Here is a 16,487-nt window from a genome sequence, read left to right on the forward strand (position 1 = left end):
TGGTAAATCGCTGTATATCGAGCCCGACCGGTGACTGCGGTCGCCCGACGGCGCGACCATGCTGTATCGGGAAAGGGGGGAGCGGACCCGGAGGCACGCGGGGCGTGCCCGATTCCCGGGCCGCCGCGCACACGATGCTGGGGAGAGCCACCGAGATATCCGCACTGCTCCGCCTGCTCCAGGGCGCCGCCTCAGGCCACGGCGGCGCCCTGATCGTCGTCGGAGAGCCCGGCAGCGGCCGGACCACCCTGCTGCGCCGGGCCCTCACCCTCGACGGTGCCGCACGCGCGGTCCACCTCACCGGTACCGCCGCCGAGTCGGACCTCCCCTACGCGGGCCTGCACCAGGTCGTCCAGGCCCTGCGCGGACACCTGCCCGAGCTGCCCGCGGCACAGCGCGCGCCGCTCGGGCATCTCCTCGCCACCTGCGCGCCCCGGCCCGGGGACACCGAACCGGCGGTCCGTGCCGCGGTCCTCGGACTGCTCGGCGGGGCCGCCGCCCGCAGGCCGCTGCTGCTCGCGGTCGACGACGCGCATCTGCTCGACCCGCCGTCCGCCGACGCCCTGCTCTTCGCGGCCCGGCGCATGGCCGACGAGCCCGTCGCCATGCTCCTGACCGCCGGGCCCCGCCGCGCCGGGACATCCGGTGTGGGCGCGGGGCCGGCGGCGACCGGGATCCCCGAGCTGACGCTGGGCCCGCTCGCCCCGGCCGACGCCCGGGAACTGCTCCGGCGCTCGGCGCCGCACCCCCTGCACCGGTACGTCGCCGACCGGCTGCTCGCCGTCGCGGACGGCAACCCGCTCGCGCTCACCGAACTCCCGGAAACCCTCACCCCCGCCCAGTGCGCGGGCGGCCAGCCGATCGAGGAGCCGCTCGTCCCCGGCGCGCGGCTGCGCGCCTCGCACCTGCCGTGGCTGGACGGGCTGCCGGAGACCGCGCGCGCCGCCCTGCTGGTGCCCGCCGCCGCGGGCGACACGCCCGTCGGGGACGTGCTGCGCGCGCTGGCGCTGCTGGGCCATCAGGCCGACGCGCTGACGCCGGCCGAGGAGGCCGGCGTCCTCGGGACGCACCACGGCCGGATGGCGTTCCGCGACCCCCGGCTCCGGCTCGTCGTCTACCACGAGGCGTGCGCCGCCCGGCGACGCGCCACCCACCAGGCGCTCGCGGAGATCCTGCCCGGCCCGGCGGCGGCCCGTCACCTCGCCGCCGCCACACCAGGACCGAACCAAGCCGTGGCCAAGGCCCTGGAGGCCGCCGCCCGGTCCGCCACCGGCCCGGACCCCGACCTCTGCGCCGAACTGTACGAACACGCCGCGGCGTTCACCCGCGACGACGACGAGGCCGGCCGGCTGCTGGGCCTGGCGGCCGCGGGCCGGCAGCGGAGCGGGGCCGTCGAGCACGTGCCCGCGCTGCTGGCCCGCGCCCTGGCCCGGGCCCGCACTCCCGCACTCCGCCGGGAGCTGGCCATCCTCCAGGCCCGCCACCGGAGCCGGACCGGCCGCCCCCGGGACGCCCACCGGCTGCTGCGCGACGCGGCGGAGCAACTGACGGGTGAACAGCCCTCCCGCGCCGCGGAACTCCTGCTGGAAGCCGCCGACTCCGCGGTCCACGCCGCGGACAGCCGGGCCGCCATGGGCAGCGCCTGGCAGGCGTACCGGCTCACCAGGCTGACCGGCACCGACCTGGCGGAAGCCGCCGCCGTGCACCTCGCGCAGGTCCTGGCCCTGCGGGGGGAGCGCGCGCAGGCGCGCGAGCTGCTGCTGACCCGGGGGGCCGGGGAGGCGGTGGGGGCCCTGGTCGGGCGGGCCGAGGTGCTGAGCCGACTGGAGGAGTACGAGGGGGCCTTCGCCCTGCTGGACCGGGTGCTGGAGGGGCCGGGGGAGCCGCTGCGGCAAGCGGCGGCGCTCGGCTGCCGGGCCTGGCTCCGGCTGTGGACCGGGGACTGGACGGGGGCCCGGACCGACGCGATGGAGGCGGTCGAGTGCGCGGAGCGGCGGCGGGAGCCCGCCGCGCTGGCCCAGGGGCTGGTCGTCGTGGGAAGCATCGAGGCCGCGCGCGGCCGGGTCACCCAGTGCGCGGCGGTACTCGCCCGCGCGGTGGGCGTGGCCAGGGCGCACGGCCTCGGCATCGTCCTCGGCCAGGTCGCGGTCGCCGAGGGCTTGCTGGCGCTGGGCGCGGGCAAGTACGAGGAGGCGGTGGCCGGATACGAGCGGGCCGGGGCCCTGGCGGGCAGTGCGGGCATCGAGGACCCGTCGGTCGCGCCGTGGGCGGCGAACCTGATCGAGGCGTACATCCGCAGCGGCCGGCTCGCGGAGGCGCGGCGGGAACACGCCCGCTTCGACGCCGAGATGCGCCGCTCGGGCCCGTCCTGGGCACTGGCGGCCGGCGTCCGCTGCCGGGCGCTGCTGCTGGAGGCGGACGGCGCCGCCGCGCCGGGGGCGGTGGAGGCGGCGTTCCACGAGGCCCTGGAGCGGCACGCGCACAGCCGGGTGGTGTTCGAACACGCCAGGACCGTGCTGTGCCACGGTCAGTGGCTGCGCCGCACGGGGCAGGGCCCGCAGGCGCGGGCGGCGCTGGAGGAGGCGCTGTCGGTCTTCGTCCGACTGGGCGCCGTCCCCTGGGAGCAAGCGGTGCGCAGCGAACTGCGCGCGGCGGGCGGCCGGTACGCCCGCCGGGGCGGGGCGGACACGCTCACCCGGGGCACCCGGCTCACCGAGCAGGAGGCGCGCATCGCGGCGCTCGTGGCGGGCGGGGCGACGAACAAGGAGACGGCGGCGGCGCTGTTCCTGAGCACGAAGACGGTGGAGTTCCATCTGGGCAACGTGTACCGGAAGTTGGGGGTGCGGTCGCGTAGTGAGCTGGCGCGGACGTTCAGTGCGGCCGCGGACCGGCAGATCCTGCCCTGAGCGGGATCAGCCGGACTCGGGGAGCTTCTCCGGGTCGTACTGATCCGCGTTGTCCAGGGGAGGCCCCTCGGGCCGGAACAGCTTCGCATGTCCGGTGATCTCGCCGATGGCGATGTGCTTGTTCTCCTTCCTGGCCCGGGTGATGAAGTAGTCGGTGCAACTGGGGCAGACCCTCAGGGTGGAGACGCCCAGGAACTTCACCGAACCGCCGGCATTGCGGTGGTGGTAATACATGATCTCCGCGTCCGCTGCCCGCATCTCGCCGCGGAACGTGCGGTCCCCTACGTGCGGCCGGGGCAGGAACGCGCCCTCGTTGAGCGCGGCGAGGTGCCGTTCCGCCTTGCTGAGTTTGTTGTCCCGGCCCTTTGCGATGTCGAGCGAGAGCGAGAACGCGGAGGCCATGGACTCGTTCATGACGGATGTGCGGACGGCGTCGGCGCGTTCCCGCTTGGTCATCTTTCCCAAGCCCTTGTCGAAGTCCTCCGCGTGTCTCTCCGTCGCGCCCTGGGTTTCATGGTCGGCCGATGTGGGGCCCGCGGCCACGACGACCGTGCCCTTGGATCCCTTGTACAGGCTCTGATGGATCGCCGCCGCATTGGCACAGGACTTCTTCGCCTGGTCCGCCAGGGCCGTGACCTGCTGCTTGGTGAGCAGCTCCTTGTCCGTCTTCTCCTTGACCTCCGCGCTGTTCTCCGCGGCGACCCACCAGTGCCCGGCGTGTGCCTTCAGCCAGAGTTTCCGCACCCGGAACCTGACGCGGATCGCGGTCAGCGTGATCCGCACGAACCGCCCTGTGAGGGGCGTGCGGCCGAGGAGATTGACGGCCTTGACCCCTGCGGCGACGGCTGCGTCCCGGTCCTTCGCCCGCTCGGCGTCCGTGCGCCGGTCGACGCCGCCCAGCGCCCTCGCGCCACCCGCCAGAAGCCGCTTGGCGACGGCCGCCGCCTGCGCGATCACCTTCGAGACGAACCCCCGGACCGGGGCGCCCACCTTGCCCAGCACCTCCTTGACCTTGGCCGGAACGGCACCGAGCCGTAGGACCCGGGCGAAGAGGTCGATCGCGATCGGCAGGGTGCGGGCGAGGGAACTCTCGATCTTTGTCGTCACCTTCTGGGACACGCCGTCGCAGATGTCTTCGAGCGTGTCCAGGATCGAGTTGACGAATTCGGCGAGGGCGCGGGCCTTCTCGACCAGGAAGGTGAGGAAGTCGTACACGGCCATGACGGCCTTCACCAGGGCACCGGCCGGGGTGATCAGGGACAGCAGCCAGGTGATGCCCGCCTTGAGCACGGTCTCCACGACGAAACTCTTGATCATCTCGAAGGCCTGCTGCCGGAGGTCGCCGATCGTCTCCCTGATCTCCTCCCACAGGGCCCCGACGCCCTTGTCCTTGATCAGTCCGAGCACCTTGACCGCACCGATCACCGTGTTCAGCACCGACTCGGGCATGTGCTTGAGCAGTTCGGAGCGGATGAAGGCCCAGCTGATGCCGAACAGCGACAGCACCGTCTTGACGATGCCGCGCAGATCCCATCGCTCCGGCAGCTCCACCCCGGCCGCGGCCAGGTTGCCGAAGAGCCATTCCTGGAGGGCCGCCTTCAGGTGGGTCACGATGTTCGACAGGAACAGCGTGAGCCCGGCCTCGACCGAGGCGCCGAGGTTGCGCAGGAAGTCGATCGGGCGCGTGACGATGCGCTGGGCCACGCCCGCCGCCCGCTTCACGACGCCGATCAGCAGGTTCTTCAGATCGAGCAGGATCTTGACGGCGCCGGCCACGGCGTCGCGGGCCCGCTCCCACAGGCTCTTGTTGGACTCCTTCAGCTCGGTCAGTGCCGCGTCCGTCTCCTGCTGGGCCTGCGTGTACGCCTCGGCGAGCCGGTCGACGGCCGCGTCGGCCCTCTCGTCGACGGAGGTCTCCAACTCGTCGAACCGTGCGGCGAACCCGGCGGCCGCCTCCTCCCCGAAGGCTTGTACCGACCTGTCCAGACCCTTCACGAACTCCGTCATCCGCCGCCGGCCGTCGGCGGCCTTCTCCCGCGCCTCACGGACCCGCCGCTCCACCAGGGCGGCGATCTCGTCGACGGCGGTCCGGATCTCGGCCGTGTAGCGCGCGGAATGCCGCACGTAGTCCGGTTCACCGGTGAGGAAGTCCCACCAACTGCGCGCACAGGCGTCGAGGAACCGCTGCCGGGCCTCCTTCGCCTTCGTGTCGAAGTGGGTACGGACCACGTCGTCCAGCCCGGCGAGCGCGGCCTCGACGTTCCGCTTGGTCTCCGCGTAGATCTCCTCGAGCCGCGCCGTGATCTCGGTGCGGCGCGCCTGGGTCCGTGCCCGGGCCGACTCCTTGCCGCCCGTCACCGCCTTCCCGGTCGTCACGCGGATCCCGGCCATGGCGGCCATGGCGGTCTTGCCCACCCCGGCCGCCCGCTGTTCGGCCGCCGCTCGCTGCTGGGCCTCCCCGGCCCGGAAGGCTCCCGGTGCCAAGGCGGTGTCCTTCTCGGCTTCCTCCTTCGACGCCAGCGCCGCGGAGAACGCGGGTTCGTTCGCCCGCCGCAGCGTCTCCTCCGAGAGCCCGGCCCTGTTCATCTCGGCCGTGGTCGCGCACGCGTGGGGGCTGAGGTCGACCGCACGGTCCGGCAGCCGCGGTGGCACGGCGTCCGCCGCGCGGGGCGGGGCCGGGGCGGGCGGCGGACGGTCCGCGACCAGCGGCACGGGGGGCCGCTCCGGCACCCCGGAGGGATCCGGTGGGGTGGCGGCGGTCGCCCTGACCTCGCCCGTCGAGGTGTCCGCCGCGGCCCGCACCTCGCCGGACAGCTCCGGGGTGAAGGTGTCCTGACGATTCGGGTCGGCCAGGTCCTTGGCCGCCTGGGCGTCGACCGGCTTCTGCTTCTCGATGCGCCGTTCGAACCGGGCGATGAACTCGGCCCGGTCGAAGGGCTTCACCTGGGCCCGGGCGATCGCGTCCGCCTGGTTCGGCCCGGCGAGCGCGGCCCGCTCGCCGGGCGGCGGTACGGCCGCGCAGCGGGCTGCCTCGGCCTCGGCGTCGGGTGTGGGATGGCGGGTGAGGAGACGCTGCGCGGCAGTGACTTCGGCGGCGATCCGACGCAGGCCGGGGGCCGCCTTCGCGCCCCTCTCGCCCGTGGGGGCGCGTCCCGCCTTCCCCTCGCCCACGCGCCCGGCCGGGGCGGCGGCGCGGCGGGCGGCGAGCGCGGCCGTGGCGGCGTTGCCGACGGTCGGCCGGGCCGGCCGCCCGGCCCCGGCGGCCGCCCTCTTGGAGCCGGTGTCCGGCCCGGGCGACGCACCGCGCGCCGGGCGCCGGTCCGGCGACGGCAGCGGCGCCGGGGCGCGCCGCTCGGCCACGGCCTTGAGCTTGGCGGGCGCGGTCCGCCCCGGGCGGGCACTCGCCCGGGTCACGACGGGCGGTGGCGTGGCGGGGGACCCGCTGGCGGGGCTCATGGCAGCACGTACGAGGCCGTCGCCGCCGCTCGCGCGGCGCGTTCGGGTGCGGTCACCGGACCGAGTGCCAGGTCGAGTTCGCCGGCCCGGGGCAGCCGTGACTCCTGGCGGAACTGACGGGTGATCGCCTCGGCCAGGTGTTCCCGGCCGATGACCGGGCTGCCGCTCTCCGCCGCCAGCAGCGCCGCGCCCCGCGCCGCGGACATGATCCCCGCCCCGGTGAGATCGAGCCGCGCCAGCCCGTCCAGCCTCAGATCGGCGTCCAGCGGGGCCGCCTCGGGAAAGGCCGAGCACCACAACCGGTGGCGCTCCCGCTCGCCCGGCCGGGTGAAGTGCACGACGAACTGGAACCGGCGGGTGAACGCCTCGTCCAAGTTGCCCTGCAGATTGGTGGTGAGGACGACCAGCGCCGGGCTGCGCTCCAGCCGTTGCAGCAGATAGCCGACCTCCAGGTTGGCGTACCGGTCGGTGCCCCGGCTCACCGTGCCGCGCTTGCCGAAGACGGCGTCGGCCTCGTCGAAGAGCAGCAGCGCGTTGGCCGCCTCCGCGTGCGTGAACGCCTCGTCGAGGTTCTTCTCCGTCTCGCCGACCCACTTGGACACGGTCTGCGCCAGATCGACCCTGACCAGGCCCACCCCGAGCCTGGCGGCGACCACTTCGGCGGCGAGCGTCTTGCCCGTGCCGGGCTCACCGGTGAAGAGGGCCTTGAGCCCCGGCCCGCCGTGCCGCCGGCCGAACCCCCACTCCTGGGAGACCTTGGGCCAGGCCCGGAACGCGGCGGCGATCTCGTCCACCTGCCGGGCCTGCTCGGCGGGGAGGACGAGTTCCTCCGGGTCGCGCGGCGGCGCCGGGACGTCCGCGGGGCGCCCCGACGCGGCCAGGACGCGCGGCACGGCGTCCTCCAGGGACACCCCGGCGGAGACGGCCAGCCGGGCCGCCGCCCGCAGTTGATCGGGCGCCGGCCGGTAGCGGGCGGCGAGGCCGTCGAGCACGACTGAGCCATCGGAGCCGGCGGAGCCGTCCGTGACGGTGTCCCAGAGCGAACGGCGCTCCCGGTAGCCCGGCTCGTCGACGCACTCCTCCGCGTAGCGTCCGGAGGCGAGCAGCCCGAGCGGGCGCCACGGGGCCCGCCCGGTGAGGACGACGGGGACGCGGGCCCGGGCCAGCGCCTCGGCCACCGGCTCGGCGGCCCACCGCGCGTCGGCCTCGTGGAAGCGGTCGGACGGCACCCACAGCGCGCCGCCGAGCGCCGCGGCCGCCGCCAGGGCCCCCGTCACGCAGGCGCGCACCTCGTCGAGAGTGCGGCAGGCGAGCAGGTCCGGGGCGCGGCGCAGCGTCAGGTCCGCCGGTCCGGCGATGGCGCAGGCCGCGTCGAGCAGACCGCCGTCCGGCAGCCCCCAGAGGGCGGCGATCCCCGCCGGGTGCGCCCGCAGATGCGCCGCGAGGCGTGCGGCGCGGACGCGCGCCGGACCGTCCACGAGCACCGGGCGGGGCACCGTGACCCGGCCGGCGTCGTACGCGAGGAGCCCCGGGTCGCCGATGCCGTGGAGGAGGAAGGCGGGCAGGTCGGGATGGACGCCCAACGGCCGCGACAGATCGGCGCCGGAGGCCTCGTGGCCGTACGCGGCCCCGTCCTGGCGCAGCAGCCCGAAGCGGCGCAGCCGTCCGTGGGGTCCGAGCGCGGGCAGCCGGTCGCGCCGCTCGCCGGGGGTGGGTGCGAGGACGGTGAGGATCAGCTCGGCGGTGGGACGGCGCTGGTCCAGGTCGTCGACGAGGTAGCCGAACAGCAGGGCGTGCTCGGGGACGAGGGCGGGGGCCAGGCACAGCAGCAGCGCGTCGGTCTCGAAGCGGTCGAGGCCGACGGCGAGCGCCAGCGCGTCGAGCGGGAGCGGGGCGCCGTCGGCCGCCGCGCGGGCCCGCAGCCGCCCCTCGGCGGCGGCCTCCGCCGGGGGCACCCGCGGGTCGGCCGGCGGCAGCTGCTCGTCCACCGGGGGTGCCGCGGTGGGGTCCGTGAGCGCCAGGAGGGTCTCGGCCTGATGGTCGGTGACGCAGTACGGGGACAGCTCGGCCTCGGCGAGCAGCGCCGTCCGCCGGGCGCGGCGTGCCGCGGCCGCCCGCAGCGCGCGGTGCAAGGCGCCGTAGCGAAGGGTCAGGTGGGCCGCCGCGGCGGCCGGTTCGGTCGGCATCTCACCCTCCTGTGAAGACGACGGTGCGCCCGCCGAGCCACGGCACGTCCGGCACGTCGGGGAGCAGCCGGTGGCGGTAGAGATCGGCATGGCGGGGCCCCAGGGGGAGCCGCACCTCGACGGTGCCGTCGTGGAAGAACACCCGGGCGCCCAGGTCGGCGAAGCGGTCCAGGGCGCAGACCGGGTCGGTGGGCTCCCGGTCCGACCAGAGCTGCCAGGCGAGGTCGGCCAGGGCGCACGAGGCGGCCAGCGTCACCGTGCGTTCGAGGGCCGGAGCCCGGCCCGCCCTGACGCCGGGGCGCAGGTCGATCAGCGCCTCGGTGAAGCGGGCGGCACGGGAGGCCTCGTACGTCAGCCGGCGCGCGGCCCCGATCAGCGCGTCGTCACCGACGGAGTGCGGGGAGACCCCCGGCCCGCCGCCGTTGGTCCAGCACCTCCGCGGCCCGGGCACCCGGCTCAGTCCCTCGTGCCGGAACGGCGGCAGGTCCGTCACGAACGTGATGCCCAGGGCGTCCAGAGCCGTCGTCAGCCCGCCGCCGGACGCGGTCGCCGGGCCGTGGGGCCGCGCGGGCAGCAGTACGACGGGCCTGCCCGCCAGTTCCCAGAACCGGAGCAGCTCGCGCGGTCGGGCCGCGTCCCACACCGGGTAGAGGCCGTCGACGTCCAGCAGGAGCAGCCGGTCCTCGGCCACCGCGCGCAGCAGCAGCGGATTCCCCGTGGTGCGGCCCTGGGCGGCCTGGAGCCCCAGCCGGGCGTCGAGCAGGGCCAGGAGAGGCCCCAGGCGGCGTTCGAGATCGGCCGCCGAGACGTCGGCGGCTCCCGGGGCGGGGTGCGCGGGCCCCGTCGTGATGCCCGCGAAGACGGCCGCCGCGTGCACGTCGCGCGGTGCGTGCAGCCAGCCGTGCGCCGGTGGAGGCAGGACCTTGTGCGCGAGGGCGGTGGCGAAGGCCGCCCCGTCGGGGGCCTCGGCACCCCCACCGGCGAGGACCGCGGACACCGCCTGAAGATAGCCCCGGTCACGCAACGGGGGCAGCAGCAGGAACGGCAGGGCACGGTCGATCTCGGTCACCGAGCCGGACGCGGGGCCGGTGCCGGGGCCGTACGGGCGGGCACCGCCGTCGGCCGACGGCACCGGGCCGGGGCGGCCCATGGCGGACGGCGGTGCGCCCGGGGGGCGTTCGGGCCCCGTGGCGTCCGGGGCGGCACCGGCCGGTACGGGTGACGCCGAGCGGGGCGGCTCGTCGCCGAGCGCCGCGAGGAGGCCGGCGGCGATCGCCTCCGGTCCGGCCGGGGTTGACGGCGCGGGGCCGACGGCCTTGCCGGGCCCCGCGCCCGGCTCCGCTTCCCCCGGCCCGCCGGGAGGGGGCGTGCGTCCGGTCGCTCCCTCCACCGGCCCGGCCGCCGCGCCCTTTCCGGCCGACTCCAGCGCGCGCAGCAGCAGGAGCAGCGAGGCGTGGGGAAGCCGGGCCAGCACGGTGTCGAACGCCCCGCACCGGGACGCTTCGAGGAGCAGACCGACCAGAACCCGGTCCCGGTCGGCGGCCGCGGAGGCGGGTGCCGCGCGCGGTCCCCCCGGGGACGCGGCGTCGGGGGCGGGCGCGGCCGGCCCGGCCTCCCGTATCGCCACCGGAGGCGGTGGCGGCAGACCGTCCGGGCGGGGGAGGGACACCGGGTCCGGACCACCGCGGCCGGGTTCCCCGGCCGTCGTGTCCGGGTGGGCGGGCGGGGCGGCGGCCGTCAACTCCCCGAGCGTGGTGTACGTCTTGATCCGCACGGGCCCGGTCACCTCCACGTCCCGCGGCGGGCCGCCCTCTTCGGCCGCCGCCCCGGCGGCGGCAGGGGCCAGCGGCACTCCGGGGCCGCTGAGCGCCCCGGCGAGGTACTCCTCCACGACGTGCGGCAGCAGCGCTACCGCGCCACGGGCCAGCGCGGACGGTTCGGGTCCCCAGCTCCAGCCGTCCGTCCGGATCACCCGCACCCGGCAGTCGAGCACCGTGCAGCCGCCCATGGCGGCGAAGAGGCCGTCGTCAGCCGTCATTCCGTTCGCACCTCCGTCCCGGTGGTGGTTCGTCGGGTCCTCGCGGCTTGGGGGCACGTCGGCGCCCTCACGCCGTCCCGGGCTCACGCCGCCGTAGATGGACCTCGGACGGCACGAACACCGCCGTCGGCCGCCCCCGGACGAAGACCAGGGCATGGTCGGTGTCCCTGACACCGCCGCTGCCCAGGCGCGCCCTCCCGTCGGTGTCCAGCACGCCGGATTCCCGCAGGCCGACGACGACCGTGCCGTCCCAGCCCCCGGGCGGGTGGACCAGGGCGAGGACCGGCGCCCCGCCGTCGGCGGGCGAGCTGATGTCCAGGGAGCCGGACGCGCGGGTGACTCCGGGAGGGGGGTCGGCGAGCGGCAGCAGCCGGGGCGTTCCGGCGGCGGCCCCGGCGGCGCCCTGCCCGCCGGTGTCGGCGAGGTACCAGCGCCAGGGGGCGGCCAGGACGCCGACCGGCGCGGAGAGTTCCTGGGCGGTGAGGAGTTCGACCGGCACCAGGACGAGCCCGGAGCCGCCCGGAACGGCCAGGGGCAGGGCATCCCCCGCCAGGATCCGCACGGCCGGGGGCGGGCCGGTGGCGGCACGGGTCAGCGCGGCCACCACGTGCCCCGTGTGTCCGAGGGTGAGGACCGTCGCGGACACCGTGGCCGGCTGCTCCGCCGGGCCCTGCTGGGTATCGGTCATGGGCTGTTCTCCCTCGCCGCTCTCGTGGGCTCGCCGTGGTGGTGGGGACGGGTCATGGCGCCGGGCGGGCCGCGGCCAGGACGAGGTAGTCGACGGCACCGGGCAGAACACGCGGCGGATCCGGCTGCCGGGCGCCGCCGAGCCCGCCGTACCAGGTGATCAGGCACGTCAGCCTGCGCCGGGAATCCACCTCGCAGCGCAGCACCACCGGCAGCGCGCCGAATCCGGACGCATCGACGCCGCCCTCGGCCGGCCCGCCACCGGTCTGCACCCGGGCCGTCACCTGGAGGTGCACGGTGACCTCGCCCGACGCCACCTGATCCTCCGTCACCTGCGGGGGGAGCGGCAGGATCACGCCGTGCGTCGCGACACCGGACTGGGCGAGCACGCTCCCGCTGACCAGCGGACTCCTGACCGGGCCGGTGACGGTCAGGCTGCCGGAGACCGTCACGTCGCCCTGCAGCCGGGTGCTGCCGTCGCCGAGAACGCGCAGCGCGGGGGCGAGGGAACCGGCGGCGTTGAACCGGCCGACGTCCAGGCTGCCGTCCGCGCCACCGATCCGCATGCCCACCCGCCCGGCCACCGGGCGCGGCTCGGCCGCCAGCTCCAGGGTGCCGCCGCGGGCGGACACCCGGTCGGCGAGGACGCCCGCGTAGCGGCGGCCCACCCCGTTGGCCCGGGGCAGCACGCCGGTGAAGCCGCCGTCCTGCCCGCCGCCCCAGGTGACGAAGGCGACCAGGACCCGCCCCCGCTCGCCGCCCTCCAGCCGGTCCGGACCGGTGTCGGGCGCGGGCGGAGCCTGCTCGGCGAGGTCGAGTTCGTCACCGGGCGCGCCGACGACGAGGACGAAGCCCTCCTCGCTGCGCGGGGCGGCACCGCTCCCGGAGCAGCCGCCCGACCCCGCGCCCGGCGCCGTCGAGGGCCGGTCGCTCCACATGAGCATGAGCGGCCGCGGCCGGGTGTCGTCGGGGTCGGTGATCACGAACCCCTGGTCGGGGGTGGAGAGTTCCACCGGGGCCGGGACCACGATCTCCCGGCCGGAGGCGTCGACGGCCGTTCCCCGGCCGACCGTCACCGTCTTGTACTCGGCCGAGCCCGTACGGGCGCGCTCCGACACCTCCAGCCCCGAGGAGATCCCCCAGGAGTGCAGATACCGGTGGTGGCGGGCCGCGGCGTCACGGCCGTAGCGCACGACCGCCGACAGATCGTCGGCGGCGAGGACCTGGCCCTCGTGGAATTCTGGCCGCAGGGGTGCCGGCATGGTCTTCCGCTCCTTCGGCTGGCGCTGGCTAGGTGTCGGTGGGCCGCCGGGGGAGGCAGCCGGTGACGTCGAGGAGGTCCAGCAGGAACTCCAGCAGCCCGGTCGTGCTCACCTCCCCCTCGAAGAGCCGGGCCAGCCGGCCGCGCCACCGCTGCTCCTCCGGGTCGGGCAGATGGGGTCCGCGCCGCCCGGCGGGAACGGCCCGTACGACGTCACAGCCGTCCAGCGTCACCTCCGCGACCAGCACCAAGGGCTCGCAGCCGCCGGGACCGGGGACGACGAGCAGTGAGCGGACGGCAGTGCGCAGATAGGCGGCGAACGCCTCCCACGCGCCGTCCTTGCGGAGACGGTTGAGGTACGGGTCGTTGCCCGACGACTTCGGCGGCAGACCGCCCAGGATCTCGCCCGGCGCCCGGTCGCACAGATCGCCGTTGGCATCGAGGCGTGCGAGGAGCCAGGGGGTCAGGACGCTCGCGGGCGGCCGGGTCGCCTCGTCCCGGCACGCCTCCAGGAACGCCCGGTCGTCGTCGAACCGGCGGCGCAGGGTCGCGCAGAGGTGGTCGGAGGGCGGGTCGGGCACACAGCCGACGACGAAACGGTGCCCCTCCCGGATCCGGGTGGGGACGCAGCCGGCCGGTGTGCAGCCGTCGCCCGGGTCGTAGGGGGCGACGGGCTCGGCGAACTCCTCGTCGTAGCGCAGGAAGAGGGCATAGGTGCGTTCGGGCCCCGGCGGCGGGCAGGGTTCGGGGCAGCCGCCGCCCGCGGCGCGGAACTCCCGTACGAGCTTCACGACGTCGACGTCCTCGGCGCAGACCACCGGGATGTCGTTGCCCGAGCCGTCCACCGCGTGGCCCTCCCCGACGCGCACCTCGCCGCGCGCGCAGGAGTCACAGCCGACGGCCAGCCCGCAGACGACGGCTCCGAGGCCATCGGGCGAGACGTGGCGCAGCCGGTTGTGGGTACGGACGCGGCCGGTGATCCAGGTGGTGAGCTGCCCGAGATCGTCCTCGGTGAGGAGCTGACCGGCGAAGAAGACCGGGCGGACGGGGCCGCCCGCGCGGAATCCGCCGGCGTGGTCGTGGGGGGCGGGGCCGCCCGCGCCGCCACAGCCGCAACCGCAGTCGTGGCCCGGCTGCCGGGCCGCCCCGGGGGTGGTGGGTGTCTTCGAGGTGGTCATGGCCGCCTCTCCCTGAGCTCGCTGTCGTCCGTGCCGCCGTCCGCCGCGTCTCCGCGCGCCGAACCCGCGTCGTCGTCGGGGGAGGCGGCCGGGCCGGCGGGTGCGTCGGTGTCGTCGTCCGTGTCGGGCCGGTGGTTGTCGATGAAGATCCAGCTCTCGAAGACCCCGGCGCCGCCCGGGACCGTCCCCGAGGTACGGGCTCCCGTGCCGTCGGGCGGCGGCAGCCCCGGCCGGTGTGCGACGAGGCCGCCCGGCCGGGGCACGAGCCCGCCGCCGTGGGTGCCGTCCACCGGGTCGCCGCACGTGTCGAGGACGAACGGGGTGCGCAGCACCAGATGGATCCGGTCGCCGCTGTTGAGGTATTCGCAGTCCGTCTGCCGGATGCTGATCCACTCCGCTGCTCCCTCGCGCGGGCACTCCGCCTCCAGCCGGGTCTCCAGGCGCATGACCGTGCCGTGCACCCCGCGCCCGCCGGTGATCTGGAACAGGTCCGCGACGCCGTCCGTGAGCGTGCCGGTGCGCACCGGCCGGGAGAAGCGGATCCGCAGGCCGCGCCCGCCCAGCAGCCGGCGTGCCTGCCGGGTCGTCAGCCGTCCGCCGTGCGGCCAGGAGACGCCGGTGACGACGGTGGGCGGCCGGCGGGAGAGCGGCCGGCGCACCTCGGGGTGGATCTGCCCGGCGGTGAGCGCGCGATCCGGTCGTACGCGCTCCACCCGGGCGAGCAGGAGCCCGGGGCCGAGGATCCTGCCGTCCCCGCACCCGTCCGGCCCTTCGTCGTCGCAGGGCTCGCAGGGGGTCGGGGTGTCGCAGGGGTCCGGGGCGGGCGGGCGGGTCGTCGCCCGCAGCGCGAACCCTTCCCGGACGCGGGCGTAGGCGGTCCGCGGCAGCCCGTCGCACGCCTCGGTGTACACGGCGCGGATCCGGTCGACCGGTTCCTCGCAGTGATGGATCGTCAGATAGACGGTGACGCCGTTCCGGCCGGCGTGGATCTCCTCCAGGGCGCGCGCTCGGCAGTCCTCGCCGAGGAGCTTCCACAGGTCGTGCCGCGGCGGTGCGCCGCACGCCACGATCACCTCGTCGCCGTCGCGGTCGACGGCGACACCGTCGGTCACCTCGAACCAGGGGGCCGCGCGTTCGGGGTCGGGGCACTCACCGGCCGGCGGGCGTACCGGCTGCGTCCACAGCCCGTACGCCACGCCGTACCCGTGCAGGGCGAGATTGTGCAGGCGCAGCCGGGCGAGGAACTGCGCCTGCTCCTGGCGGAGGTCCTGCGCGGACAGCAGCTGGCCGTGGAAGTACGTCAGCCGCCGCCGGCCGGTCCGCGGGGCGTTCTCACGCCCGGTCGGGGGAGCCGTCATGGGGTCCTGCCTTTCTTCTCGCCGGGGCGGCCGCGGGGGCCAGGACGGCCACCGTGCGGACGCCCGCTCCTGACGTGCCGTCCAGCCGGATGCCGTGCCGCCGCACGCGGTCCGGCCCGAGCACGGTGTCGGTCCCGAGCACGGCCGCGCCGGCCGGGGAGGGCGCGGGGGCGACGAGGAGGGTGTCGACGCCCACCGCGCTGTGCGTGCCGACGGTGAAGCCGAGCCCGCCGAAGGAGACCGAGGCCGCGGTGTGCGCGGGGGAGAGCTTCTCGACCAGGTCGACGGCGGTCCTGGCGGTGTCGCCGCCCGGCCGTCCGGTGCGCGGTGCCGGCCCCGGTGGGACGAGCACCCGGAACCGGAACGCCGTGGTCGTCAGCGGGTCGTCGTCCGGGTCGCCCAGGGAACGCAAGGCGGCCCCGCCCCCGCTGCCCGGGCCCGCCAGGAGCGAGCCGCGCACGGCCGGGCCGCCGAGCCGTACCCGCGTCGCCGCCCTGCCGAAGAGCCGTACCTCGCCCAGGCGGGTGTCCCGGCCGACCGCGCCCCACGGCGGGCCGGTTCCTTCCAGGACCGCCGGGCGCACACCCAGCACGATCTCCAGCGCCAGGGCCAGCCCGCACGGCGTGCCGCGCCGGCGGCGCAGCTCGGGCGCGGCGGCGATGAGGCGCCGCAGGACGCCCGGTGACATCCGCGCGGTCCCCGGGTCCGGGGCGCCCGGCTCCGGGCCGCCCGGGCCGCCACCGAAGCTCGCACCGGGTGCGGGATCCGGGTCGGGTCCCAGGTCGAGTCCGAGCAGCCCGGCGAGCCAGGGCAGGACGCCGTCCGGCACCCCGGCCGCGTCGAGCAGGGCGGGGGCCCGCCCGGTCGCCCGGTCCAAGGTCTCCACCACCGCGTCGGACAGGGCGAGGAACCGTTCGGTGAAGTCGTCCGCGGTGGGGTCCTCGCGGTAGACGGCCGGAAGGAGGTCCGCCGAGGTGGCGCGGGGCAGGTCCAGGCGGACCTGCCGCACGGCGGGACCGGGCGCCGCGGCGTCCTCACGGCCGAGCAGCAGCCGCACGACGAGGTACCGGCCCGGGGGCTGGTCCACCAGCACGTCACGGGCCGGGGCGGCCACCGTCTGCCAGTCGTCGGGCGCGGGGTGATCGAGGGTGTCGCCGACGACCGCCAACTGCGTCACCAGGGCACTGCCCGAGGGCACGTCGGCGTCGATACGGACCCGGTGCCAGCGGCACCGGGAGATCCCGCTGTCGAGCGGGGCGGTGACGAGCGCGGCCTCCCGCACGCCGGGGCCGAGGGCCAGCGCGTCGCCGGCCACGACGGGTGGGGGGAGCGGGCCGTGGGGCCCGGGTGCCGGGCGCCAGCCCGATGCCACGTCCAGCAACAGATGTGAGGGTGCGTCGGCGCGGGTGTCCACGGG

9 protein-coding genes are annotated in these 16,487 nt (G+C 76.3%); 1 reads left to right on the forward strand and 8 read right to left on the reverse strand.

The window, feature by feature from the left end:
• Positions 1–104: 104 nt before the first annotated feature.
• Positions 105–2,906 carry an AAA family ATPase gene (locus tag FHS38_RS36020; RefSeq protein ID WP_184732086.1) on the forward strand — a complete coding sequence of 934 codons (2,802 nt, stop codon included), beginning with the start codon at positions 105–107 and terminating at the stop codon, positions 2,904–2,906.
• A 6-nt stretch (positions 2,907–2,912) separates the two neighbouring features.
• Here FHS38_RS36020 and FHS38_RS07595 read toward each other — a convergent pair whose 3' ends face one another.
• The 8 genes from FHS38_RS07595 to FHS38_RS07630 all read right to left on the reverse strand — a co-directional run bounded on the left by FHS38_RS07595 (position 2,913) and on the right by FHS38_RS07630 (position 16,484).
• On the reverse strand, positions 2,913–6,362 hold the full coding sequence (locus tag FHS38_RS07595; protein WP_184732088.1) for a hypothetical protein: 3,450 nt from the start codon (positions 6,360–6,362) through the stop codon (positions 2,913–2,915).
• Entirely contained in the window at positions 6,359–8,548 is a 2,190-nt protein-coding gene (locus FHS38_RS07600; protein WP_184732089.1) for an ATP-binding protein, read from the reverse strand. The genes FHS38_RS07595 and FHS38_RS07600 overlap by 4 nt, the downstream gene beginning before the upstream one ends.
• 1 nt (position 8,549) lies before the next feature.
• Positions 8,550–10,586 (reverse strand): hypothetical protein, encoded by a 2,037-nt coding sequence (locus FHS38_RS07605; RefSeq protein ID WP_184732091.1) that lies wholly within the window; start codon positions 10,584–10,586, stop codon positions 8,550–8,552.
• A gap of 67 nt (positions 10,587–10,653) precedes the next feature.
• Positions 10,654–11,274 (reverse strand): hypothetical protein, encoded by a 621-nt coding sequence (locus tag FHS38_RS07610; RefSeq protein ID WP_184732093.1) that lies wholly within the window; start codon positions 11,272–11,274, stop codon positions 10,654–10,656.
• Positions 11,275–11,326: 52 nt separating this feature from the next.
• A complete protein-coding gene (locus FHS38_RS07615; protein WP_184732094.1) occupies positions 11,327–12,535 on the reverse strand; it encodes a hypothetical protein in 1,209 nt (402 codons plus the stop codon).
• A 28-nt stretch (positions 12,536–12,563) separates the two neighbouring features.
• Positions 12,564–13,712, reverse strand: coding sequence for a hypothetical protein (locus FHS38_RS07620; protein WP_184732096.1), 1,149 nt, complete (start codon positions 13,710–13,712; stop codon positions 12,564–12,566).
• Entirely contained in the window at positions 13,709–15,070 is a 1,362-nt protein-coding gene (locus tag FHS38_RS07625) for a hypothetical protein (RefSeq protein ID WP_184732098.1), read from the reverse strand. The genes FHS38_RS07620 and FHS38_RS07625 overlap by 4 nt, the downstream gene beginning before the upstream one ends.
• Positions 15,045–16,484 (reverse strand): hypothetical protein, encoded by a 1,440-nt coding sequence (locus FHS38_RS07630; protein ID WP_184732100.1) that lies wholly within the window; start codon positions 16,482–16,484, stop codon positions 15,045–15,047. Before FHS38_RS07630 ends, FHS38_RS07625 begins: the two co-directional genes overlap by 26 nt.
• Positions 16,485–16,487 lie beyond the last annotated feature (3 nt).

It is taken from the genome of Streptomyces netropsis, assembly GCF_014203545.1.
In the GTDB taxonomy this organism is placed as follows: Bacteria; Actinomycetota; Actinomycetes; order Streptomycetales; family Streptomycetaceae; genus Streptomyces; species Streptomyces netropsis.